This is a genomic window from Nonomuraea sp. NPDC050202 (assembly GCF_040656115.1).
GTDB lineage: Bacteria > Actinomycetota > Actinomycetes > Streptosporangiales > Streptosporangiaceae > Nonomuraea.
This window is the reverse complement of sequence record NZ_JBFALF010000004.1, coordinates 259,799-280,751: the sequence shown is the minus strand read 5'-3', so window position 1 is coordinate 280,751 and position 20,953 is coordinate 259,799. Positions and strand designations below refer to the sequence as shown.

Here is a 20,953-nt window from a genome sequence, read left to right as displayed (position 1 = left end):
ACGGCTCGGGGTTCCAGCTCACGACTTCGACGTAGAAACCCCTTACGCGCTCGAAAGTAGGCGGGATCGCGGGGGAACTCAATCACCCAGCGTGTTTTCCCCATCGCGTGGCGTGTCGAGCGGCCCGGGAAGGAGCTCGTCAAGGGCCGTCAGAAACACCTCAAGGCGGGCGGCGGCCCTTTCCGGATCACGCTTGGCCAGATCGCAGATCGCCAGATAGCGGCGCGCGCTGCGTTCCTTGTCGGCGGCGGGGAGCATGCGGACGCGGCGGTGCGCATCGCGCAACCGCCGCGCCAGTTCGTCGTCTTCTAGACGGTCGTCGGCAGCCATGGCTGCCGACCATTCTCGTACGCCGCCACCTCGTCGGCGTGACGCAGGGTCAGCCCGATGTCGTCGAGGCCCTCCATCAGCCGCCAGCGGGTGTAGTCGTCGATCTCGAAGGGCACGACCTCATCGGCCCACCTGACCTGGCGTTCGACCAGGTCGACGGTGATTTCCAGCTTCGGGTCCGCCTCGACGGCCGCCTGCAGGGCCTCGACCCTGTCGCCGGGCAGGACGACCGGCAGCAGGCCCATCTTCGTGGAGTTGTTGCGGAAGATGTCGCCGAAGCGGGCGGCGATCACGACGCGGAACCCGTACTGCTGCAGCGCCCACACGGCGTGCTCGCGAGAGGAGCCGGTGCCGAAGTCGGGGCCGGAGACCAGGATCGAGCCGCCCTCGTAGGCCGGGTCGTTCAGCACGAACGTCGGGTCCTCGCGCCAGGCGGCGAACAGGCCCTTCTCGAAGCCGGTGCGGCTGACCTGCTTGAGCCACACAGCGGGGATGATCTGGTCGGTGTCGACGTTGCTGCGGCGCAGCGGCACCGCCGTACCGGTGTGGGTGGTGAAGGCTTCCATGGAACGTGATCTCCCTTACAGGTCGGCGGGCGCGGTCAGGCGGCCGGTGACGGCGGTCGCGGCGGCGACCTGCGGCGACACCAGGTGGGTACGGCCACCCTTGCCCTGGCGGCCCTCGAAGTTGCGGTTGGAGGTGGAGGCGCTGCGCTCGCCGGGCTGGAGCGTGTCGGGGTTCATGCCCAGGCACATCGAGCAGCCGGCCTCGCGCCACTCGGCGCCGGCGGCCTTGAACACCTCGTGCAGGCCCTCCTCCTCGGCCTGCTTCTTGACCATCATCGAGCCGGGCACGATGAGCGTGCGGGTCCTGACCTGGCGGCCGCGCAGGATCTCGGCGGCGGAGCGCAGGTCCTCGATGCGGCCGTTGGTGCACGAGCCGACGAACACCGTGTCGACCTCGATCTCGCGCAGCGGCGTGCCGGCGGTCAGGCCCATGTACTCCAGCGCCCGCTCGGCGGCCGAGCGCTCGACGGGGTCGGCGAACGACTCGGGGCTCGGGACGCTCGCGCCCAGCGGCAGGCCCTGGCCCGGGTTGGTGCCCCACGTGACGAACGGGGTCAGCGTCGAGGCGTCGATCTCCACGACCTTGTCGAACACGGCGTCGTCGTCGGTGCGCAGCGACTTCCAGTACTCGACCGCCTGGTCCCACGCCTTGCCCTCGGGGGCGTGCTTGCGGCCCTTGAGGTAGGCGAACGTGGTCTCGTCCGGCGCGATCATGCCCGCGCGGGCGCCGGCCTCGATCGACATGTTGCAGACCGTCATGCGGCCCTCCATGGAGAGCTTGCGCACGGCCTCACCGCGGTACTCGACGATGTAACCCTGGCCGCCGCCGGTGCCGATCTTGGCGATGATGGCCAGGATCAGGTCTTTCGCCGTGACGCCGACCGGCAGCTCGCCGGAGACCTCGATGGCCATCGTCTTGGGCCGGTAGGCGGGCAGCGTCTGCGTGGCCAGCACGTGCTCGACCTCGGAGGTGCCGATGCCGAACGCGATGCCGCCGAACGCGCCGTGCGTGGAGGTGTGAGAGTCGCCACACACGATGGTCATGCCCGGCTGGGTCAGGCCGAACTGCGGGCCGATGATGTGCACCACGCCCTGACCGGCGTCGCCCATCGGGTGCAGCCGGATGCCGAACTCCGCGGCGTTCTTGCGCAGCGTCTCGACCTGTGTCTTCGACACCGGGTCAGAGATCGGGCCGATCACCGTCGGGACGTTGTGGTCCTCGGTGGCGATGGTGAGATCGGGCCGCCGCACCTTCCGGCCGGCGAGACGGAGCCCGTCGAACGCCTGCGGGCTGGTCACCTCGTGGATGAGGTGCAGGTCGATGTAGAGCAGGTCCGGCTCGCCCTCCGCGCGACGGACTACGTGTTGCTCCCAGACCTTCTCGGCCAGTGTGCGGCCCATGATCTCCTCCTTGAGAATCCTCCGACTTGCTTTCTCATATGTCGAGACTGCAGTATCGGTGTATGGACAACTCTAGCGGAGTCGGAGTACTCGACAAGGCAGTTCTTGTACTCAATGCCCTGGAAGCGGGACCCGCTTCACTGGCTCAGCTCGTTCAGGCCACCGGCCTGGCCCGACCCACTGCCCACCGGCTGGCCGTCGCTCTTGAGCACCACCGCATCGTGAGCCGTGACACGCAGGGCCGGTTCGTGCTCGGCCCGCGGCTCTCCGAGTTGTCCACGGCGGCCGGCGAGGACCGGCTGCTGGCGGTGGCCGCACCGGTCTTGATGCAGCTCAGGGACCTCACCGGGGAGAGTGCGCAACTCTACCGGCGCCAGGGTGACGAACGGGTCTGCGTGGCCGCGGCCGAGCGTGCCAGCGGCTTGCGTGACACCGTTCCCGTGGGCTCCGCGCTGCCCATGACGGCCGGTTCGGCGGCGCAGATCCTGCTGGCCTGGGAGGAGCCCGACAGGCTGCACCGCGGGTTGCGCGGCGCCAAGTTCACCGCCGCCACGCTCGCCTCCGTGCGCCGCCGCGGCTGGGCCCACAGCGTGGGCGAGCGGGAGCAGGGTGTGGCGAGCGTCTCAGCGCCGATAAGGGGCAGCGGCGGCAAGGTGATCGCGGCCGTGTCCGTCTCCGGGCCCATCGAGCGGCTCACGCGGGCGCCCGGACGGCTCCACGCGGTGCCCGTGATGGCGGCCGCCGAACGCATCACCGAGGCGATGCGCCGCACGTCATGATCGGGAAAAGGATGTATTTGGGGAGCCGACTGCCTCCCCGGCGCACTAGCCTGAGTGCGTGACAGATCGCATCGAGGTAGCCGCCACTGAGCTGCGACCCCTGCTCGAAGAGTTCATCATGTGGGCGCGTGCGAACGCCCCCGGGAGCGACCCCGAGCTTGTGGGACCAGCCGCTCTGTGGCACCGTCTCGCCTTCTCGCAGGACCTCGGCACGTGGAAGCGCGCCGACCTGCGTAACCTGCTGCTCGACCGCATGCCCAAGGTCGTGGAGGATCCCGACGCCGCCGCCGACGGGATGCTCCCGGCCGTGGACGCGTACCTGACGTTCCTCTCCCAGACCGGCCGGCTGAACAAGGGCTCGGACAGCCTCGCCGATCTGCAGGCAGAGCTGGACGACGTCGAGGACGAGTTCGTCGATCTCATGGAGGAGCTGCTCGACGACACCGAGGGCGACGACGAGGAGGACGAGGCCGGCGACCTGGGCGACTTCGAGCCGTTCGCCGACGAGCTGGCCGAGCTCGACACGATCAGGCTGCGGCCCGACGCCGAGCTCGCCGAGGCGGCCCGCCAGGCGCCGCTGATCGCCAAGGCGCGCGATCTGGCCGTCTGGGTGGGCTCAGGGCGCACGGTGGGCGAGGACACCCTGCTCAGCGACGCCGAGGTCGAGGAGGCGCTGGCGGCCGTCGGCCTGCCCCGGCCGGAGACCGACGGCCCCATCGCCGAGGCCGTCCCCCAGCTCTGGAACATCTGGAACCTCGCCGTGGACCTCGAGTTCCTCGAGCCGGGCGAGGCCGGCACGGTGGCCGTCCAGGACGACACCGCGGAGTGGCCGTTCGACGACGACGAGGACGTGCTCGACGCCTGGATGCTCGGGCTCCACTCGGTCGACTACGGCGACCCCGAGCTGGAGGACGACGACCTCACGATGGCCCTGGCGGGCCTGACGCGGGGAACGCTCATCCGGCTGCTGCTGGCGGGCGGCTCGCGCGAGCGCGCCGACCTGGCGCGGGACCTCGCGGAGGCCGCGGCCGACCTCGACGAGCTGGGCTCCGACGCGTGGGAGGCGGCGGGCGACCCGCTGGCGCCCGCGATCGACTGGCTGATCGGCTACGGCATGGTCGAGCTCGACGGCGACACCGTCCGCCTCACGCCGCTCGGCACCGAGGGCGTCGTCCACCTCATCGACGACGCCGACATCGAGGTCGACGCGCGGCCCGCCATCGAGTCCATGAGCGCCCACGAGCTGCTCGCGCTGAGCGCCGAGCTGCCCGAGGAGGAAGCCGACGCCGAGTTCGCCGCCTGGATGCGGCTGCGCGAGCCGGAGAAGGCCGCCGAGGAGCTGCTGGACGCGGCGGCGGAGGACGACAGCGACGCGTTGATCAGGGTGCAGGCGGCCAGCGTCGTCGGCACGCTGGGCGAGGCCGCCATCCCGGCCTGGCAGGCGGCGCTCAAGCAGCCGTCGCTGCGCCCGTACGCGGCCACGCACCTGAGCCAGCTCGAGGTGGAGGGCGCGCCCGAGCCGACGCAGGACGACACGCACTGGCTCATCCTCGACATGTGGACGATCTCGGCGGGCCTGGGCCGCTCGGAGTTCGTGAGCAGCCTGCGCGACATCGGCCCCGAGATGGTCAACAACCTGCTGGAGGTGATCTGGAAGATCCCCCACGCCCACGTGGAGGAGCTCCTTGACCTCATCTCCCAGGTCCACCCGGACAAGCAGGTCGCCAAGGCCGCCCGCCGAGCCTTGTTCAAGGCCCGCTCGGTCTGACGTCACAGTCGAACGCCCCCACCGGTCGTGGTGGGGGCGTTCGGCTTTGGCCGGCGACTCTCGACGGTCAACAGGGGCGCACGTAACGGCGATCAGCTCGTGAACCGGAGGAGCGTTTCCCTGGACGGGGCCCGGCCCCGTGCGGCGGGTGGCGTCGCCCACCGCTTGCCGTAAAAACAAAAAAGCTCTTCTCGGAGAGAAGAGCAGGTAGTCCCGACCGGATTCGAACCGGCGCTACCGCCTTGAGAGGGCGGCGTCCTGGGCCACTAGACGACGGGACCTTAGCGGGCTTGTGGCAGTGGTAGTCCCGACCGGATTCGAACCGGCGCTACCGCCTTGAGAGGGCGGCGTCCTGGGCCACTAGACGACGGGACCTTGCCCACAAGCTGCTCTGCCGGGCCTCCCCGGCAACGCAGGTAACTCTACCGCACCCGGAAGACCACACCAAACCGCTTATCCGCCCACCAGATCAACCCAGCAGCCCCCTGCGGAAGGCCTCGGCGACGGCGGCCGCGCGGTCGCGCACGTCGAGCTTGGCGTAGATGTGCAGCAGGTGCGTCTTCACGCTGGCCTCGCTGATGAACAGGCTCGCCGCCGCCTCCTTGTTCGTCGCCCCGCCGGCCACCAGGCGCAGCACCTCCAGCTCCCGCTTGCTCAGCTTCCCCCTGGCGGGCCTGCGCAGGTGGTCGGCCAGCCGCCCCGCCACGGCCGGGGCGAGCACGGTCTCGCCGCGGTGGGTGGCCAGGACGGCGCGGACGAGCTCGTCCGGCGGGGCGTCCTTGAGCAGGTAGCCGCTGGCGCCCGCCTCGAGCGCTGGCAGCACGTCGGTGTCGAAGGTGGTCAGCACCAGCACCCGCGGCCCGGTGCCGCTGAGCAGGCGGATGGCGCTCACCCCGTCGAGGCCCGGCATGCGCAGGTCCATGAGGACGACGTCGGGGGCGAGCTCCGCGGCCAGGCGCACGGCCTCCGCCCCGTCGGCCGCCTCGCCGACGATCTCCAGGCCGGGCTCGCCGCCGAGCGCCGCCCGCAGGCCGTCACGCACGATCGGGTGGTCGTCGGCGATCAGCAGGCGCAGTGGCATCAGTCCAGCCTCTCATCGTTCGGGATGGCGGGGACGGCGGCGGCGACGGTGGTCCCCTGGCCGGGCTCCGACTCGATGTCCAGGGTGCCGCCCACGCTGCGGGCCCGCTGCCGCATGCCGTCCAGCCCGAAGCCGTCAGCGGGCCGCTGCGGGTCGAAGCCCGTCCCGTCGTCTCGGACGTCAAGGAGAACCGTTTCGTCCGTGTACGACAGGGTGAGGGCCGCCCTGGTGGCTTCGGCGTGCTTCGCCACGTTCGCCAGGGCCTCCTGCGCCACGCGGAACAGCGCCGCCTCCACGCCGGCGGCCAGGGCGACCGGGGTGCCGGTGACCTCGAACCGCAACTCCACACCCGCCGCCTCCGCCCACGACTTCGCCATGTGGCCGATCGCGTCCGGCAGTTCGGTGTCCTCCAGCGGCTCGGGCCGCAGGGCTCGTACGGATCTGCGGGTCTCGGACAGGCCGCGGCGGGCCAGCTCGGCCGCCCGGTCGAGGTGGCAGCGGCGGGAGTCCTCGTGCGGGGCGCGGTCGGCGGCGGAGAGCTGGCCGATCAGCGCCACGAGGTCCTGCGCGAGCGTGTCGTGGATCTCGCCGGCGACGCGGTGCCGCTCGTCCAGCACGCCCGCCCGCCTGGCCTGGTCGAGGAGCCTGGCGTTGAGCTCGGCGTTCTCCTCCATCGCGGCGCGCAGGCGCTCGACGAGGCGGCGGCGCCTGTCGTGCTCGGCGGAGACGTACCAGCCGGCCACGACCAGCGGCACGGCCACGCCGGCGATGACGGTGAGCAGGGTCGTCCCGGCTCCCGGGCCCGCCTGGGTGGTCACGTTGACGAGCGCCGTGAGCGTGACGCCGGCCATGACGAGGCGGCCGGGGAGCATGGCGATGGCCAGCGGGTAGCCGGCCGAGACGAACAGGACGAAGGCCAGGCTCTTGACGGCCAGCGCCGCGGCGAGGGCCATGAGGAGGAGGTAGTGGACCACGACGAGTGCCCTGTGCGTGTCGCGGCGCTGGTAGAGCCAGGGAACGGGAGCCAGCCAGGCGGCCGCCGCCAGCGCCGGCACCGGCCACGGCACCCCGGCCCAGAGCGCGGCGGCCCGCTCGGTGCCCGCCCCGCCGCCGGCCGGGATCAGGCCCGGCCCCGTACCTGTGCCCTGCCAGGCCGCCGTGATCGCGGAGATCGCGAGCAGCGCGTACGCCAGCGCCGCGTAGACCCACCTCTCGCGCCCGTCGATCCAGCTCATGCCCCCAAGCCTGGCACGCCGTCAACCGATCGGTGGATGGCGGCCGTCAACCGCTTCTCCGCCCGGGTGGGCGATGTGGCCCGTGTACGTCCTCGGCGAGCATCGAGGCATGACCGATCTGACTCGCAGAACAGCCTTCCAGCTCGCGGCTGCCGCCGGCGCGGGAGCCACCGCCACGTCCCTGACCAAGCGGAAGGAGGTCACCACGTTCGTCTTCGTGACCGGCTCGAACGGCGTGGCCAGCGGCGACGCGGAGCTGACGCTGCGCGGCCACCGCACCGTGGGCGTGAGCCTGCCCGGGCACGGCCCCGAGGACCAGCTCCACGTGGCCTACCAGGCTCCGCAGGACCTGGCGAAGCTGGCCGCGCTCCCCTCCACCATGGCCGGGGTGACGCTGGACGACTACGTCGAGGCCACGGTGGACGTGGTGCGCAGGGTCTCCCGGTACGGCCCGGTGATCCTCGTGGGCGGCAGCCTGGGCGGCTCGACCATCACCAAGGCCGCCGACGAAGTGCCCCACCTGATCGACCGCCTCGTCTACATCGGCGCCTACTGCTGCACGAAGCTGCGCTCCCCTGCCGAGTACCTGGAGACACCGGAGGGCAGGACGAGCCTGGGGGCCGCCATCCTGCCGGGTGTCGTCGGGGATCCGCGGGTGCTCAAGGCGATCCGGATCAACTGGCGCACGAACGACAGGAAGTTCCTGGACGCGGCCAAGGCGGCGTTCATGGCCGAGGGGACCGACGGGGAGTTCCTGGCGCTGCTCAACTCGTCGCTGCCGGACGAGAGCCTGGAGGTGTCGAGCGCGGACGCCCGTGGCCGCAAGGACGCCTGGGGACGGGTGCGCCGCGTGTACGTCAGGCAGTCGCTGGACCGGGTGATCCCGCCGGCCCTGCAGGACCGCATGATCAGGGAGGCGGACGAGGCGACGCCGGGCAACAGGTTCGAGGTCTTCACGGTCAGGACGCCGCACGCGCCGACGCGCAGGGCCTACCGGGAGATCACGAAAATCCTCGACGGGCTCGCGAAATGAAAAACGGACATCTCCGAAGAAGATGTCCGTTGCAAATGCTGGGGTACCAGGACTCGAACCTAGACTAACTGAACCAGAATCAGTCGTGCTGCCAATTACACCATACCCCACCGCTGCGATCTCCTCGCGGAGCGCTTTGGCGACGTCCGAAAGAATAGCCCAGCTCCGGGGCTAAGACCAAAACGATTAGCCGACCCGGCCTCCCGAGCCCCCACCACGTGCCCGATCGTGCCAAGCTGAAGGGGACAAAACACCACGTGGAGGAGCCCGAGCGTTGGCCGAGAATCCGTTCTTCGCCCCAAGCGACCTGCCGTACGAGCTGCCGCCCTTCGCGGACATCCGTGAGGAGCACTACCTGCCGGCGTTCGAGCGCGGCATGGCGGAGCAGCTCGCCGAGGTCGAGGCGATCGCGAGCAGTACCGAGACTCCGACGTTCGAGAACACGATCGCCGCGCTCGAACGGTCGGGCCGGATCCTCGACCGCACGGCCACGGTCTTCTTCAGCGTCGCCGCGTCCCACACGACCGACGGCATCATGGAGATCGAGAAGGAGATCTCCCCCCAGCTCACCCGGCACGGCGACGCGATCCGGCTGAACCGGGCGCTGTGGGCCAGGATCAAGCAGGTCAGCACGGCGGACGCCGAGGAGTCCTGGCTGCTGGAGAAGTACCGCGACGACTTCATCAGGGCCGGCGCCGACCTGTCGGAGCCCGATCAGGACCGCCTGCGCGCGCTGAACGAGGAGCTGTCGAAGCTCTCCACGCAGTTCGCGCAGAGCCTGCTGAAGGCCTCCACGGAGTCGGCGCTGGTGGTGACGGACCCGAAGGAGCTCGACGGCTTCGACGAGGCCAAGATCGAGTCGCTGCGCCAGGACGACGGCACGTACGTCCTGCCGCTGCTCAACTTCACCAGCCAGCCCGGCCTGGCCCAGCTCACCGACCGCGAGGTGCGCCGCCGCCTGTACGAGCTGAGCGTCGGCCGGGCCCCCGGCAACTTCGAGGTGGCGGCCAGGATGGCGGCGCTGCGGGCCGAGCGGGCGGCGCTGCTCGGGTTCCCCACGCACGCGGCCTACACGGTGGCCGACCAGACGGCCAAGACCGTCGAGGCGGTCGAGGAGATGCTCGGCCAGCTCGTCGGCCCCGCCGTCCGCAACGCCGGGCGGGAGGCCGAGGCGCTGGCGGAGCAGGCCGGGTTCCCGATCGAGCCGTGGGACTGGTCGTACTACTCCGAGAAGGTGCGCCAGGCCCGCTACGACTTCGACGGCGCGGCCATGCGGCCGTACTTCGAGCTCGGCCGGGTCTACCGCGACGGCGTGTTCTTCGCGGCCACCAAGCTGTACGGGATCGCCTTCACCGAGCGGCCCGAGCTGGGCGGGTACCACCCGGACGTGACCGTGTACGAGGTGTTCGACGAGGACGGGAGCCCGCTGGGGCTGTTCGTGCTCGACCCGTACGCCAGGCCGAGCAAGCGCGGCGGCGCGTGGATGAACAACCTGGTCGACCAGTCGTTGCTGTTCGGGCAGCGGCCGGTGGTGATGAACAACCTCAACGTCACCAAGCCGGCCTCGGGGCCGACGCTGCTGACGTACGACGAGGTGAACACGGCCTTCCACGAGTTCGGCCACGCGCTGCACGGGCTCTTCTCCCAGGTGCGCTTCCCTCGTGTCTCCGGCACCAGGGTGCCCCGCGACTTCGTCGAGTACCCGTCGCAGGTCAACGAGATGTGGGTGACCTGGCCCGAGGTGCTGGCCAACTACGCCAAGCACCACGAGACGGGCGAGCCGATGCCGGCCGAGCTGGTGGAGAAGCTGCAGGCGGCCGAGAAGTTCAACCAGGGCTTCAAGACCGTCGAGTACCTCGCCGCCACGCTGCTCGACTGGGCCTGGCACAAGCTGGCCCCGGGCGAGACCGTGGCCGACCCCGAGGCGTTCGAACAGGCCGCGCTGGAGGCCGCCGGGATCGCGTTCCCGCTGGTCCGGCCGCGTTACCGGACCAACTACTTCGCGCACATCTTCTCCGGCGGCTACAGCGCGGGCTACTACTCCTACATCTGGAGCGAGGTGCTCGACGCCGAGAGCGTGGAGTGGTTCAAGGAGAACGGCGGGCTCACGCGGGCGAACGGCGACCACTTCCGCCGCGAGCTGCTGTCCAGGGGCGGCAGCCTCGACCCGCTGACCGCCTTCCGCAACTTCCGCGGGCGCGAGCCCAGCATCCAGCCGCTGCTCAAGCGCCGCGGTCTGGACTGAACGCCTCGACGTGTTCTGCGGCCCACCGCGCGAACGTGCGCGGTGGCCGCCCCGTCACCTGCTCGACCGTGGGCGTGACCTGGTAGGCGCCCTCGGGCACGTTGCCGAAGACCTCGATCTGAAACTCGATCATCTGCTCCGGCACGCCCTGGGCCCGGTAGCGCTCGCGCATCTCGTCCACGGTCAGCTCCCTGAAGGTGATCTCGCGGCCGATCGCCTCCGACAGGATCCGCACCTTGGCGGGCACGTCGAGCAGCTCGGGGCCGGTGAGGCCGTAGGAGTGGCCCTCGTGACCGTCCTCGGTGAGCGCGGTGGCGATGACGGCGCCGATGTCGGCCTCGTGCACCATGGCGGTCCTGGTGGCCGCGAACGGCTCCTCGATCACGCCCTTCGTCCGTACGGACTCGGCCCACGCCAGCGCGTTGGCCATGAACTCGGTCGGCTGCACGTACGTCCAGGCCAGCTCGCTGCCGGTGACCGCGGCCTCCAGCGTGCCCGGTGACCAGCCGCTGAGCAGCGTCACCCTGCGCACTCCCGCCTCCCGGAGCGCTGCCACGATCTCCGTGCCGTTCTGGAGCGGCGCGTACGCGGAGTCGGCGGCGTCGATGAGGTGCACACCCTCGACGCCCTTCAGGGCCGGCACGAGGCTTCCGGCACGGCTGAGATCGCCCTGGACGACCTCGGCCCCTTCGGGCAGCCTGGCCCTGGCCGGGTCGCGGGTCAGGGCGCGGACGCGGTGACCCGCTTCGAGGAGATGCGCGACGACGTGCCTGCCTACGGAGCCCGTGGCTCCCGTCACCAAGAAGGTCATGGCGACGACGTTAGGGACTATTGCGGAACGTTCAGTTCCGCGATGCGCTGGCGGAGCCATTCCTTCTCCGCCCGGCTGGAGGCGCGGGCGATCAGCAGCATGCCGCGGCGGTACGGGTCCGGCTCGTCCCGCGCCCTGACCGGCTCGCCGCCCTCGTAGAAGAAGCTCGCGGGCGCCTCCAGGAAGGCCAGCCTGCGGCTGAGCACCTTCACCTGGTCGGCCGGGTCGGGCAGCGCCGACAGGAACGTCAGCAGCGCGAAGAACCTGGCCTGGTCGCTGATGTCGAGGTCGGCGGGCTCGCGCAGCCGCCGCAGCAGCTCCTCGCGGCCGGCCTCGGTGATCGTCAGCACCTGCCGGCGCGCGGCCGCGGCCCCCGCCTCCTCGTGCCGCTCGACCAGGCCCTTGGCCTCCAGCCTGGCGATCGCCGGGTAGAGCGCGCCGTCGCTGACCGGGCGCAGGTGGCCGGTCAGCGCGGCGAGGCGGGACTTGAGCTCGTAGCCGTGCATGGGGCGCTCGTTGAGGAAGCCCAGGATCGTGAGAGCGAGGTCGCCGCCGCTTGCCATGGCATGCATCGTAACGCTATACCTCTAAGCGATATATATCGAAAAGAGGTATCAATGATCAGGCTGGCGCTGCCCATCTACGTCGAGCTGCTCACCGCGGTGGTCGCGGTCGGCGTGATCGACCTGCTCTGGGTCTCGGGGCTGGGCGAGGCGGCGATCGCGGCGGTCACCGTGGGCACGACGGCCGAGTACCTGGCCTACGGCCTCTTCCTGGCCGTGCCGACGGGGGTGACCGTGCTGGTCGGGCGGCGTGACGGGCACGCGCCGCTGGGGCCGGTCATCAGGGCGGGGTGGGTACTGTGGGCGGTCTTCTCGGTGGCCGTCGCGGTGCCGGGGGTGCTGCTGCGCGAGCCGCTGGCGGCGCTGTTCACCGACTCGCCCGCGCTGACCGCGGACTTCTTCCTGATCTCGCTGGGCGGGCTGCCGGTGTACTTCGCCCAGACGGTCGTGGACGGGGTGCTGAAGGGGCTGGGCGATACCAGGCGGCCCATGCGGCACGCGATCATCTGCAACGTGCTCGTGGTCGTGCTGGACCCGCTGTTCATCTACGGGCTCGGGATGGGGGTGCAGGGTGCGGCGCTGGCCACGGTGATCGCTCGGGCGCTCACGCTGGCGGTCGCGCTCGCGTCCGTGACACGCCTGCGCGACGCGGCCGGCGGCCCCGTCACGGACGGCCCTGTCGCGGATGAGCCCGTCGCGGGTGGGCCCGTTGCGGGTGGGCCCGTTGCGGGCGGGCCGGCCCGTGGCGACCGTGGGCGGGTGGCCGGCGAGGTCATCGGTACCGGGCTGCCCATGTCCGGAGATTTCCTGGCACGCGCGCTGGTGGGGATGGCGCTGGTGGAGATCGTGGCCGGGTTCGGCACGGCGGCGGTGGCGGGTTACGGGATCGGGCAGAAGATCATGCTGGCCGGTGTGATGGTGTTCTACGCGTTGCGGCAGGCGGCGATGATCCGCACCGCCCGGTCCGAGGCCGTGCGGTCGCCGCTGGCGCTCGGGCTCGGGGCCGGCGTGGTGATCGCGATCGTGCTGAACGTGCCGGCCGCGCCGGTCGCCGGGCTGTTCACCGGCGATCCGGCGGTGGCCGTGGAGTTCCTGCGATGGATGACGCTCTACCTGGTGCCCTTCGGCGGGCTGATCGCCGTCGGCGGGGTGCTGCAGGCGAGCGGGAGGGGCAGCCGGCTGCTCGCCGCCACGCTGGCGGGCTTCGCGGTGCAGCTACCCCTCGCGTACGGCCTGAGCGCGTGGCTCGGCATCACCGGCGTGTGGCTGTCGATGGCCGCGGGAGCCACCATCAGCCTCACCGGCGCGCTGGTGGTGCTTGCGAGCCTCAGCCCTTCAGGCGCGTCAGAGCGGCGCGCAGGCGGTCCTGGGCGCGCTCCCGCCCCAGCACCTCGATCGACTCGAACAGCGGCAGACCCACCGTCCGGCCCGTGATCGCCACCCGCACCGGCGCCTGCGCCTTGCCGAGCTTGAGCCCGTGGGCCGTGCCGACCTCCTCCAGCGCCTGCTTGAGCGACTCAGGGTCCCAGCTCACGGTCTCCAGGCGCTCGAGGTAGCCGGCGAGGATCTCCTCGGGGGCGTTCTTCATCGCCTTGTCCCACGACGCCTGGTCGAAGACCGGCTCCGCCAGGAAGAGGAAGTCGACGTTCTGCCGGATCTCCGACAGCACCGCGATGCGCGTCTGGGCCAGCGCCGCGACCTTGCTGAACAGCTCGCGGTCCCAGGAGGGGTCGAGGTAGGGCGCGCAGCGCTCCTCGAACGTCTCCAGCGGCAGCGCCCGGATGTACTCGCCGTTGAAGGCACGCAGCTTCTTCTCGTCGAAGAACGCGTTGGAGGCGTTGACGTCCTCGAACCGGAACAGCGGCACCATCTCCGACCACGGCATGATCTCGCGGTCCTCGCCAGGCCCCCAGCCGAGCAGCATGAGGTAGTTGACCATCGCCTCGGGCAGGTAACCCTCCGCGCGGTAGTCCTCCAGCGCCACCTTGTCGCGCCGCTTGGACAGCTTCTTGCGCTGCTCGTTGACGATCACCGGGAGGTGGGCCCAGACCGGCGGCGTCGCGCCCAGCGCGGGCCAGAGCAGCTCCTGCCTGGCGGCGTTGGGCAGGTGCTCCTCGCCGCGGGCCACGTGGGTGATGCCCTGGGTGATGTCGTCCACGGCGTTGGCCAGCACGTACAGGGGCGAGCCGTCGCTGCGGGCGATGACGAAGTCCTCCTGCGCGTTGTTGGGGAACTCCACCCGGCCGCGCACCAGGTCGTCGACCACCGTGATGCCCTCGTCGGGGGTGCGGAAGCGCACCGCGCCCGCCGTCAGCCCGCGCTCGCGGCAGTGGCCGTCGTACCCCTTGTCCTTGGAGCCGGTGCGCTCCTGGACCTGCTCGCGGGTGCAGTCGCAGTAGTACGCCTTGCCGTCGGCCAGCAGCTTGGCCACGGCCTCGCGGTGCTGCGGCTCGTAGGCCGACTGGAAGTAGGGGCCCTCGAACACCGGGTTGGTGCCGTTGATGCCGATCCAGTCGAGCGCCGAGATGATGCCCTCGGTCCACTCCGGCCGGTTGCGGGTGGCATCGGTGTCCTCGATGCGCAGGATGAACCGCCCCTTGGACTGCTCCGCCACCGCCCAGTTGAACAGCGCGGCGCGGGCGCTGCCCACGTGGAACATGCCGGTTGGAGACGGGGCGAACCGCACCCGTACGTCAGTCACGGGAGACCACCTTGTTCGTGAGTGTGCCGATGCCTTCGATGCCGACGCTGACCTCGTCACCGATCTCGAGCGGGCCGACGCCCGCCGGCGTGCCGGTCAGGATGACGTCGCCGGGGATCAGCGTCATGACCGCGCTGACGTACGCCACCAGCGCGGGGATGTCGTTGATGAGCTGGCTGGTGCGCCCGCTCTGCCGGATCTCGCCGTTGACCGTGGTCGTCAGCGCCAGGTCGCTCGCGTCGAGATCGGTCTGGATCCACGGGCCGAGCGGGCAGAACGTGTCGAACCCCTTGGCCCGGGTGAACTGCACGTCCTTCTTCTGCAGGTCGCGTGCGGTCACGTCGTTGGCGCAGGTGTAGCCGAAGATGACGTCCTTGACCCGCTCGACCGGGACCTCACGGCAGAGCCTGCCGATCACCACGGCCAGCTCGCCCTCGTAGTCGACGCGGTCGGACAGCGACGTGGGGTAGGCGATGTTCTCGCCGTGGCCGATCACCGTGGTGGACGGCTTCATGAAGATGAGGGGCTCTTCCGGCACCTCGTTGCCCAACTCGGCGGCGTGCTCGGCGTAGTTCCTGCCGATGGCGATCACCTTGCTCGGCAGCATCGGAGCCAGCAGCTTCACCTGGGACAGCGGGAGGCGCTCGCCGGTGAACTGCACCTGGCCGAACGGGTGGCCGGAGATCGCGGAGACGAACTCCTCGCCGGGCCCGCCCTCGACCACGCCGAACGAGACGCCTTCGCCTGTGGAGAACCTCGCTATACGCACCTGACAAGGCTATCGCCGCCGCCGGAGGGGTCCGTCACCTTTTTCGCGCGCCACCCCGCACGAGTCAGGAGCCGTCCATTTTTATACCCAGAGTCCGTTTTGTAGGGCTTCGGGAGTGTAACAGGGGTTATCTCTCCCCTTGGAGAAGACACCTGAGGGGGTGACGGATCGTGTCGGACACGATGTCCAATCGGCCCACGGGGGCCGGCGCGACGGGGACCGTGCCACGGGCCAGGACCCAGGAGAGCACGACCTCGCTGGTAACGGAGAAGGGCACCACGAGCATCGACGACGGGGTCGTCGCCAAGATCGCCGGGCTCGCGGCCCGTGAGGTGTCCGGCGTGTACGCCATGGGCGGAGGCGCGGCACGGGCACTCGGCAGCATGCGCGGCATGGTCGGCGGGGACAGGAACGTCGCCCAAGGCGTCTCGGTCGAGGTGGGCGAGCGGCAAGCGGCCGTGGACCTGGACCTGGTGGCCGAGTACGGCACCGCGATCCCCGACCTGGCGGCGGCGGTCAGGAAGAACGTGATCGGCGCTGTCGAACGGATGTGCGGGCTCGAGGTGACCGAGGTCAACATCCGCGTGGACGACGTGCACCTGCCGGAGCAGGACCGCGACCGGGGGACTGACGGGCACCGGGGGGACATGGAGCAGGAGCCCCGGGTCCAATGACGTCCGCCGCCCCGACCGGTCCCGGCGGCCCGGCGAGCCCGGGCGGCCAGGCAAGCCCCGGCGCCTCGGCGAGCCCCGGTGGCACAGCGAGCGCCGGTGGCACAGCGAGCGCCGCCGGTGAAGCGCGCTCCGGCCCCGCCACCGAGGAACGGCTGATCGCCGACCGGGCGCTGGCCTGCCACGGGGTGGCCCGGCTGTCCGGTGGGCCGTTCGGGACGGTGGCCACGTACCTGCCCGGTGGGCGCCTCACGGGCGTGTCCGCGGACGAGCGCGAGGTGGAGATCGCCATCGTCGCCACGCTGGACCGCCCGCTGCCGCAGACCGCCGACGAGGTGCGCGGCGCCGTGGCGGACCTGGCCGGGGGCCGTCCGGTGCACGTGCGCATCGACGACATCATCGTGGAGGGATCATGAACAACATCCAGTGGATGCCGATCATCGGCATGGCCGTCGGCATCGTGCTCGGGCTGGTCGGGGCGTTCGGGGGGCTGGGCGCGTTCCTGCTCGTCCTGGTCCTGGGCGCGGTCGGTTTCCTGATCGGGCGGATCGCCGAGACCGGCGAGATCGACCTGTCCGGGCTGTCCGTGAGGCGTAAATGACCATGACGGTGCCCGCCCAGCGGCGCGCTCCCCTGCCCGCGCCCGAGCGGCGCGGCCGCACGGAGATCGCCGACCGGGTGGTCAGCAAGATCGCCTGCGTGGCCGCAGCGGAGGTGCCCGAGGTGCGCGACGTGCAGCCGCGCGGCCTGCCGTGGACGCCGTCGGCCGGGGAGGTGCACGGCGATCAGGCCGTCGTGCGGCTCAACGTGAGCGTGGCCTATCCGTCCCCGCTGCACGCCGTGGCGGCGCGGTTGCGGGAGCACGTGATCCGCCGCGTCGCCGCCCAGACGGGCCTGTACGTCACCCGCCTGGACATCACCATGACCGACGTGGGCGGAGACCTGCCATGACAACACACGAGACCAGGCGGGACGTCGTGCAGGAGCCGCCGTCGGGCGCGCACCGGGTTCCCGCTCCACCGCAGCACTCCAGGGCCGCCGACCGGGCCGCGGTGCGGGCCTTCCGGCCGTCGCGGCGGGTCCCGGCCATCGTGGTCGCCACCTTGCTCGCGCTGCTCAGCCTGCTCGTGCTCGCCGAGACGATCTCGGCGCTGGCCGGGCGGCCGCTGCGCCTGATCCCGTACGACCGCATGCTGGCCTGGGCGGGCTCGACGTTGTGGTCGGACCCGCGGGTACTGATCGGCGCGGCGGTCGCGACGCTGCTCGGGCTGGTGTTGCTGGCCATCGCGCTGGTGCCGGGCCGGCCGAGGATGGTGCCCGTACGCAGCGGCGACCCCGACCTGATCATCGGCCTGCGCCCCAGGAGCGTCACCCGGGCCCTGGCGCACGCGGCCGAGCAGGTGCCGGGCGTGCGCTCGGCCCGCGCGACCCTGCGCGGCCACACGTTCGCCGTCACGCCGACCACGTGCAGGCGGGACGTGGAGGGGTTCGGCCAGGACGTCCGCGGCGCCGTGCTCACCAGGCTGGCCGCGCTGGACCTCGTGGAGCCGTACCGGGTGTCCGTGAACGTCAGGGAGCAGCGGTGAGCAGGAAGACGGACGTCAGGGAGCAGCGGTGAGCGTGGGAGCGGACGTCAGGGGGCAGCCGTGAGCAGGAAGACCGGGCGGGGCAACCGGTGGGGGCTGGCGCTGGTCGGGCTGGTGCTGGTGATCCTGGGCGGGTCGGCGCTGGCCCGCGGGCTGGGCGCGTTCCCGCAGAATTGGGCCGCCGCGCGGACGACGGTCGTGGACGGCAACGTGGTCGCCTTCTTCACGCGGACCAGCCCGTGGATCTGGTGGCTGGCCGCGCTGGCCGCGCTGGTCGTGGCGGTGCTGGCGCTGCGGTGGCTACTCGTGCAGGGGCGCAGGGATGCGCGGCGCGTGCTGCGCATCGAGGACGGCCCGACCGGGGTCACGGAGGTGTCGGAGTCGGGGATGGCGCAGGCGGTGGCCGCCGACGTGGAGTCGAGCCCGGCCGTGTTCCACGCCGCCGCGCACCTGGTGGGACCGCGCCCCGAGGTACGGCTGCGCGTGGTCGCCGACGAGTCGGCCCCCATGGGCGAGCTGAGCCGGCACCTGTCGACGGTGGCGCTGCCGCACGTGCGGGACGCGCTGGACCGGGATCGGGTGCCGGCGGTGGCCCGCGTTAGCCTGGAGCCCTCACCTTCGCCGCACCGAGTCGTGCGCTGACGAGAGGGGTTCCTCTGGTGTCCGTCGTGAAGATCAACGTGCTGACCGTGCCCGCCGAGATGCGGGACGAGCTCGAACGGCGCTTCTCCAACCGGGCCGGGATGGTGGAGTCCGCCGACGGGTTCGAGTGGTTCGAGTTGCTGCGGCCGGTGGAGGGCACGGAGCAGTACCTCGTCTACACACGCTGGCGCTCCGAGGAGGACTTCCAGAAGTGGCAGCAGGGCGAGGCGTTCCAGCGCGGTCACGCCCAGGCTGCCGCCGCGGCGGCGCAGGCCGGGCACGGCCACGGTCATGGGCACGGGCAGGGGCCCGCGGCGACGGGGTCCGAGGTGTGGACGTTCGAGGTCGCCGAGAGCACCGGCCCCAAGGGCTGACCGGGAGCGCACCGGCCCGGAGGCGCGGCCGGGTCAGCCGTCCAGCGGGTTGCGGATGATCCGGTCCACGATGCCGTCGCGCACGAACCGCGCCGCGAAGCTCGACGGCTTGCGCGCGCCCTGGTCGGCGATGCAGACGCTGAACTCCTTGGCGATCTCCAGCCGCGGGTGCCGCTCCAGCACCTCCTGCCGCACCTCGGCGGGGATCTCGTCCGTGCGGCGGCCCGAGATGTCCATGCCGGTCGACAGCTCCAGCAGGTGTCCCTCGGGGTCCTCCTCCAGGGGCACCTCCTCCCACATGTGCCGGATGATCACCTCACAGGCGCGTACGCGGCGCTCGGGCGACCAGCCGGCCCCGGCGCAGAAGGCCCAGGCCACGTGCCCGCCGGCCTCCTCGTACGGCACCGTGTGGCTGTCGAACTCGGCCGCCAGCCCGATGTCGTGCAGCATGGCCGACACGTACAGCAGCTCCGCGTCGAACGCGATGCCGTTGCCCTGCGCGTAGGCGGCCGCCCACAGGTAGGCGCGGAGCGAGTGGTTGAGCAGCGAAGGCGTGTGGTACTGGGCTGCCACCTCCAGCGCGCCGCGGGCGGCGGGCGTGTCGGGGATCACCAGGTCGTCGTATCTCACATGCACCAGCATCTCATCGGGCGGCTAACGAATCGGGCACTCAACTTGACCAGTTGATCGAGATTCCGAAAGCATGTTCCGCCTTCACCTTTTTGTCCGAAAGGAACCTGGCGTGCGCCGCCTCGCGATCCCTCTTGCCCTCATGCTCGCATCCGGCACGGCGACCGGCATGGTGACCGGCACCGTCGCGGGCCCGGCGCAGGCGGCCGACAAGGTGACACGCACCGCCGAGTGCCAGGGCGACTGGCTGCCCGGCACGCCGACGGCCGAGGACGTCATGAAGGGCGAGATCTCGCTGGTGGGGCTGCCCGCGTACAAGCTGGGCAAGACCATCAACTGGGACGCCAGCCCGTACAAGAACCGGTCGTGGGAGTTCGTCTTCCAGTCGCTGCGCTGGATGGGCACGCTCGTCGTCGAGTACGAGAACACCGGCGAGCAGCGTTACCTGGACCGCGCCACCGAGATCACCAAGGACTGGGTGGAGCACAACAAGTACGGCGCCAGGGGCACCCAGCCGTACGTCTGGAAGGACCACCCGGTCTCGCTGCGCACCCAGCCGCTGCTCTGCCTCAGCAGGCACGTGAACGCGAGCTGGCTGAAGGACAGCCTGGCCACGCACGCCAAGCTGCTGTCGAACCCGAGCCTGTACAAGAAGGGCCACAACCACGGCATCGACCAGGACATCGCGCTCATGGGCATCGGCTGCAGGTACGGCCGCAAGGACTGGGCGAACCTGGCCTCCAGCCGCCTGACGAGCACGGTGAAGCTGGACGTGGACTCCCAGGGCGCGCTCATGGAGCAGGCGCCGAGGTACGCGGTGTACGTGTACGGCCGCCTCCAGGTCGCCATGACGAACATGAAGGCGTGCGACCGCAAGGTGCCCGGCGCGATCGCCGAGCGGGCCGAGGCCCTGAAGTCCTTCATCGCCCACTCGACCATGCCCAACGGCTACATGGTGCCCATCGGCGACGGCAGTGCCGAGACCGAGCCGAAGATGGAGACGGGCACGCCGAAGGAGGAGGTCAAGGCGTACCGGGCCGGCTACGTCTTCGGCCGCACCGCCTGGGGCAAGCCGGAGTCGGCGTACTACTCGATCAGGTTCGGGCCCGGCATGAAGTTCCACGGCCACGAGGACCACCTGGGCGTGACGTACTACGCCGAGGGCCGCGACATCCTGGTGGACGGCGGGTTCCACTCCTACGAGAAGAGCTCCTACCGCTACTGGACGCTCTCTCCCGAGGCGCACAACGTGCCGACCGTGGTGGGCGCGAGGTTCCGGCCGAGGACGGCCAGCAAGCTCGCCGACACCGCGTACGGCAAGGACCGGCAGGCGTTCAAGGTGACCGACAAGGCGTACGGGGTCAGCCGTACCAGGTCGGTGCTGGTCCACCACGGCGACGACGTGATGGCGGTGCTGGACACGGCCTCGGGCGGCAAGAAGGTCAGCAACATCTGGCGGTTCGCCCCGTCACTCAAGGTGGTCTCCAACGGCGGCGGCAAGGTCGTGCTGGGCGACGGCAAGTTCAAGGTCACCCTGCTGCAGTTCTCGTCGTGCGACAGGGTCGGCGGGCAGAAGGTGGAGCGGGGCGGCAAGCTGGGCTGGGTCTCCCCCACGTACCTGTCGAAGCAGGCCACGAACGTGGTGGTGTCCCCGGCGGCGAAGTCGCTGCTGACGGTGATCGTGCCGGGGACGGACTCGCCCGAGGTGTCGTGCTCCGGCGGGAAGGTCACCGTGAACGGCGTGTCCTTCTCCGCCGGGCTGATCTGA

At 70.9% G+C, this 20,953-nt stretch carries 23 protein-coding genes and 3 tRNA genes; 13 read left to right on the top strand and 13 right to left on the bottom strand.

What is annotated here, in order from left to right:
* Positions 1-78: 78 nt before the first annotated feature.
* Genes AB0I79_RS15055 through leuC form a run of 3 tightly spaced genes read right to left on the bottom strand, consistent with a single transcriptional unit; the run spans position 79 to position 2,297 of the window.
* The gene (locus AB0I79_RS15055) at positions 79-330 is read right to left on the bottom strand and encodes a hypothetical protein (RefSeq protein ID WP_357872323.1); all 252 of its coding nucleotides are present in this window, start codon (positions 328-330) and stop codon (positions 79-81) included.
* On the bottom strand, positions 309-896 hold the full coding sequence (gene leuD, locus AB0I79_RS15050; RefSeq protein WP_357872320.1) for a 3-isopropylmalate dehydratase small subunit: 588 nt from the start codon (positions 894-896) through the stop codon (positions 309-311). The genes AB0I79_RS15055 and leuD overlap by 22 nt, the downstream gene beginning before the upstream one ends.
* Positions 897-911: 15 nt before the next feature.
* Positions 912-2,297, bottom strand: coding sequence for a 3-isopropylmalate dehydratase large subunit (gene leuC, locus AB0I79_RS15045; protein WP_357872317.1), 1,386 nt, complete (start codon positions 2,295-2,297; stop codon positions 912-914).
* Between the two features lie 62 nt (positions 2,298-2,359).
* On the opposite strand from leuC, the gene AB0I79_RS15040 reads away from it, so the two are divergent.
* Together AB0I79_RS15040 and AB0I79_RS15035 are read left to right on the top strand one after the other, a co-directional pair.
* The gene (locus tag AB0I79_RS15040; RefSeq protein ID WP_043618626.1) at positions 2,360-3,076 is read left to right on the top strand and encodes an IclR family transcriptional regulator; all 717 of its coding nucleotides are present in this window, start codon (positions 2,360-2,362) and stop codon (positions 3,074-3,076) included.
* A 58-nt stretch (positions 3,077-3,134) separates the two neighbouring features.
* Positions 3,135-4,844 (top strand): hypothetical protein, encoded by a 1,710-nt coding sequence (locus AB0I79_RS15035; protein ID WP_357872314.1) that lies wholly within the window; start codon positions 3,135-3,137, stop codon positions 4,842-4,844.
* A 208-nt stretch (positions 4,845-5,052) separates the two neighbouring features.
* Here the strand turns inward: AB0I79_RS15035 and AB0I79_RS15030 are convergent.
* From AB0I79_RS15030 to AB0I79_RS15015, 4 genes are all read right to left on the bottom strand, one after another.
* A tRNA-Glu gene (locus AB0I79_RS15030) sits at positions 5,053-5,125 on the bottom strand.
* A gap of 18 nt (positions 5,126-5,143) precedes the next feature.
* Positions 5,144-5,219 (bottom strand) — tRNA-Glu (locus tag AB0I79_RS15025).
* A gap of 94 nt (positions 5,220-5,313) precedes the next feature.
* The gene (locus AB0I79_RS15020; protein ID WP_357872311.1) at positions 5,314-5,925 is read right to left on the bottom strand and encodes a response regulator transcription factor; all 612 of its coding nucleotides are present in this window, start codon (positions 5,923-5,925) and stop codon (positions 5,314-5,316) included.
* Entirely contained in the window at positions 5,925-7,160 is a 1,236-nt protein-coding gene (locus AB0I79_RS15015; RefSeq protein WP_357872308.1) for a sensor histidine kinase, read from the bottom strand. Before AB0I79_RS15015 ends, AB0I79_RS15020 begins: the two co-directional genes overlap by 1 nt.
* Before the next feature lie 109 nt (positions 7,161-7,269).
* Here AB0I79_RS15015 and AB0I79_RS15010 point away from each other — a divergent pair, with 109 nt between their 5' ends.
* On the top strand, positions 7,270-8,193 hold the full coding sequence (locus AB0I79_RS15010) for an alpha/beta fold hydrolase (protein WP_357872305.1): 924 nt from the start codon (positions 7,270-7,272) through the stop codon (positions 8,191-8,193).
* A 38-nt stretch (positions 8,194-8,231) separates the two neighbouring features.
* On the opposite strand, the gene AB0I79_RS15005 is transcribed toward AB0I79_RS15010, so the two are convergent.
* Positions 8,232-8,303: transfer RNA gene (locus AB0I79_RS15005), tRNA-Gln, on the bottom strand.
* 164 nt (positions 8,304-8,467) lie between these two features.
* Here AB0I79_RS15005 and AB0I79_RS15000 point away from each other — a divergent pair.
* Positions 8,468-10,438 (top strand): M3 family metallopeptidase, encoded by a 1,971-nt coding sequence (locus AB0I79_RS15000; protein WP_357872303.1) that lies wholly within the window; start codon positions 8,468-8,470, stop codon positions 10,436-10,438.
* Here the strand turns inward: AB0I79_RS15000 and AB0I79_RS14995 are convergent.
* Complete coding sequence (locus AB0I79_RS14995) at positions 10,416-11,249, bottom strand: NmrA family NAD(P)-binding protein (protein ID WP_357872300.1); 834 nt, start codon at positions 11,247-11,249, stop codon at positions 10,416-10,418. The two genes, AB0I79_RS15000 and AB0I79_RS14995, sit on opposite strands and share 23 nt — an antisense overlap.
* 17 nt (positions 11,250-11,266) lie before the next feature.
* Positions 11,267-11,812, bottom strand: coding sequence for a PadR family transcriptional regulator (locus AB0I79_RS14990; protein WP_357872298.1), 546 nt, complete (start codon positions 11,810-11,812; stop codon positions 11,267-11,269).
* 54 nt (positions 11,813-11,866) lie between these two features.
* Here AB0I79_RS14990 and AB0I79_RS14985 point away from each other — a divergent pair, with 54 nt between their 5' ends.
* Entirely contained in the window at positions 11,867-13,246 is a 1,380-nt protein-coding gene (locus AB0I79_RS14985; RefSeq protein WP_357872296.1) for an MATE family efflux transporter, read from the top strand.
* Here the strand turns inward: AB0I79_RS14985 and gltX are convergent.
* Both gltX and AB0I79_RS14975 read right to left on the bottom strand, forming a co-directional pair.
* A complete protein-coding gene (gene gltX / locus AB0I79_RS14980) occupies positions 13,140-14,513 on the bottom strand; it encodes a glutamate--tRNA ligase (protein WP_357872293.1) in 1,374 nt (457 codons plus the stop codon). The two genes, AB0I79_RS14985 and gltX, sit on opposite strands and share 107 nt — an antisense overlap.
* Entirely contained in the window at positions 14,506-15,282 is a 777-nt protein-coding gene (locus AB0I79_RS14975; protein ID WP_357872291.1) for a fumarylacetoacetate hydrolase family protein, read from the bottom strand. Before AB0I79_RS14975 ends, gltX begins: the two co-directional genes overlap by 8 nt.
* Positions 15,283-15,464: 182 nt before the next feature.
* Between AB0I79_RS14975 and AB0I79_RS14970 the strand changes: the two genes are divergently transcribed.
* Genes AB0I79_RS14970 through AB0I79_RS14940 form a run of 7 tightly spaced genes read left to right on the top strand, consistent with a single transcriptional unit; the run spans position 15,465 to position 18,555 of the window.
* A complete protein-coding gene (locus AB0I79_RS14970; protein ID WP_357872288.1) occupies positions 15,465-15,956 on the top strand; it encodes an Asp23/Gls24 family envelope stress response protein in 492 nt (163 codons plus the stop codon).
* Positions 15,953-16,369, top strand: coding sequence for a hypothetical protein (locus AB0I79_RS14965; protein WP_357872287.1), 417 nt, complete (start codon positions 15,953-15,955; stop codon positions 16,367-16,369). The genes AB0I79_RS14970 and AB0I79_RS14965 overlap by 4 nt, the downstream gene beginning before the upstream one ends.
* Positions 16,366-16,554 carry a hypothetical protein gene (locus AB0I79_RS14960; protein WP_357872284.1) on the top strand — a complete coding sequence of 63 codons (189 nt, stop codon included), beginning with the start codon at positions 16,366-16,368 and terminating at the stop codon, positions 16,552-16,554. Before AB0I79_RS14965 ends, AB0I79_RS14960 begins: the two co-directional genes overlap by 4 nt.
* Positions 16,551-16,904, top strand: a complete 354-nt coding sequence (locus AB0I79_RS14955) for a hypothetical protein (RefSeq protein WP_357872281.1) — start codon at positions 16,551-16,553, stop codon at positions 16,902-16,904. The genes AB0I79_RS14960 and AB0I79_RS14955 overlap by 4 nt, the downstream gene beginning before the upstream one ends.
* Positions 16,901-17,539, top strand: a complete 639-nt coding sequence (locus tag AB0I79_RS14950; protein ID WP_357872278.1) for a DUF6286 domain-containing protein — start codon at positions 16,901-16,903, stop codon at positions 17,537-17,539. The genes AB0I79_RS14955 and AB0I79_RS14950 overlap by 4 nt, the downstream gene beginning before the upstream one ends.
* A 60-nt stretch (positions 17,540-17,599) precedes the next feature.
* Positions 17,600-18,181: an alkaline shock response membrane anchor protein AmaP gene (locus AB0I79_RS14945; protein WP_357872275.1), complete on the top strand. Its 582-nt coding sequence runs from the start codon at positions 17,600-17,602 to the stop codon at positions 18,179-18,181.
* Positions 18,182-18,198: 17 nt separating this feature from the next.
* Entirely contained in the window at positions 18,199-18,555 is a 357-nt protein-coding gene (locus tag AB0I79_RS14940; protein ID WP_357872272.1) for an antibiotic biosynthesis monooxygenase, read from the top strand.
* A 33-nt stretch (positions 18,556-18,588) separates the two neighbouring features.
* Here AB0I79_RS14940 and AB0I79_RS14935 read toward each other — a convergent pair whose 3' ends face one another.
* Complete coding sequence (locus AB0I79_RS14935; protein ID WP_357872270.1) at positions 18,589-19,185, bottom strand: HD domain-containing protein; 597 nt, start codon at positions 19,183-19,185, stop codon at positions 18,589-18,591.
* A gap of 112 nt (positions 19,186-19,297) precedes the next feature.
* Between AB0I79_RS14935 and AB0I79_RS14930 the strand changes: the two genes are divergently transcribed.
* Positions 19,298-20,953 (top strand): heparinase II/III family protein, encoded by a 1,656-nt coding sequence (locus AB0I79_RS14930; RefSeq protein ID WP_357872267.1) that lies wholly within the window; start codon positions 19,298-19,300, stop codon positions 20,951-20,953.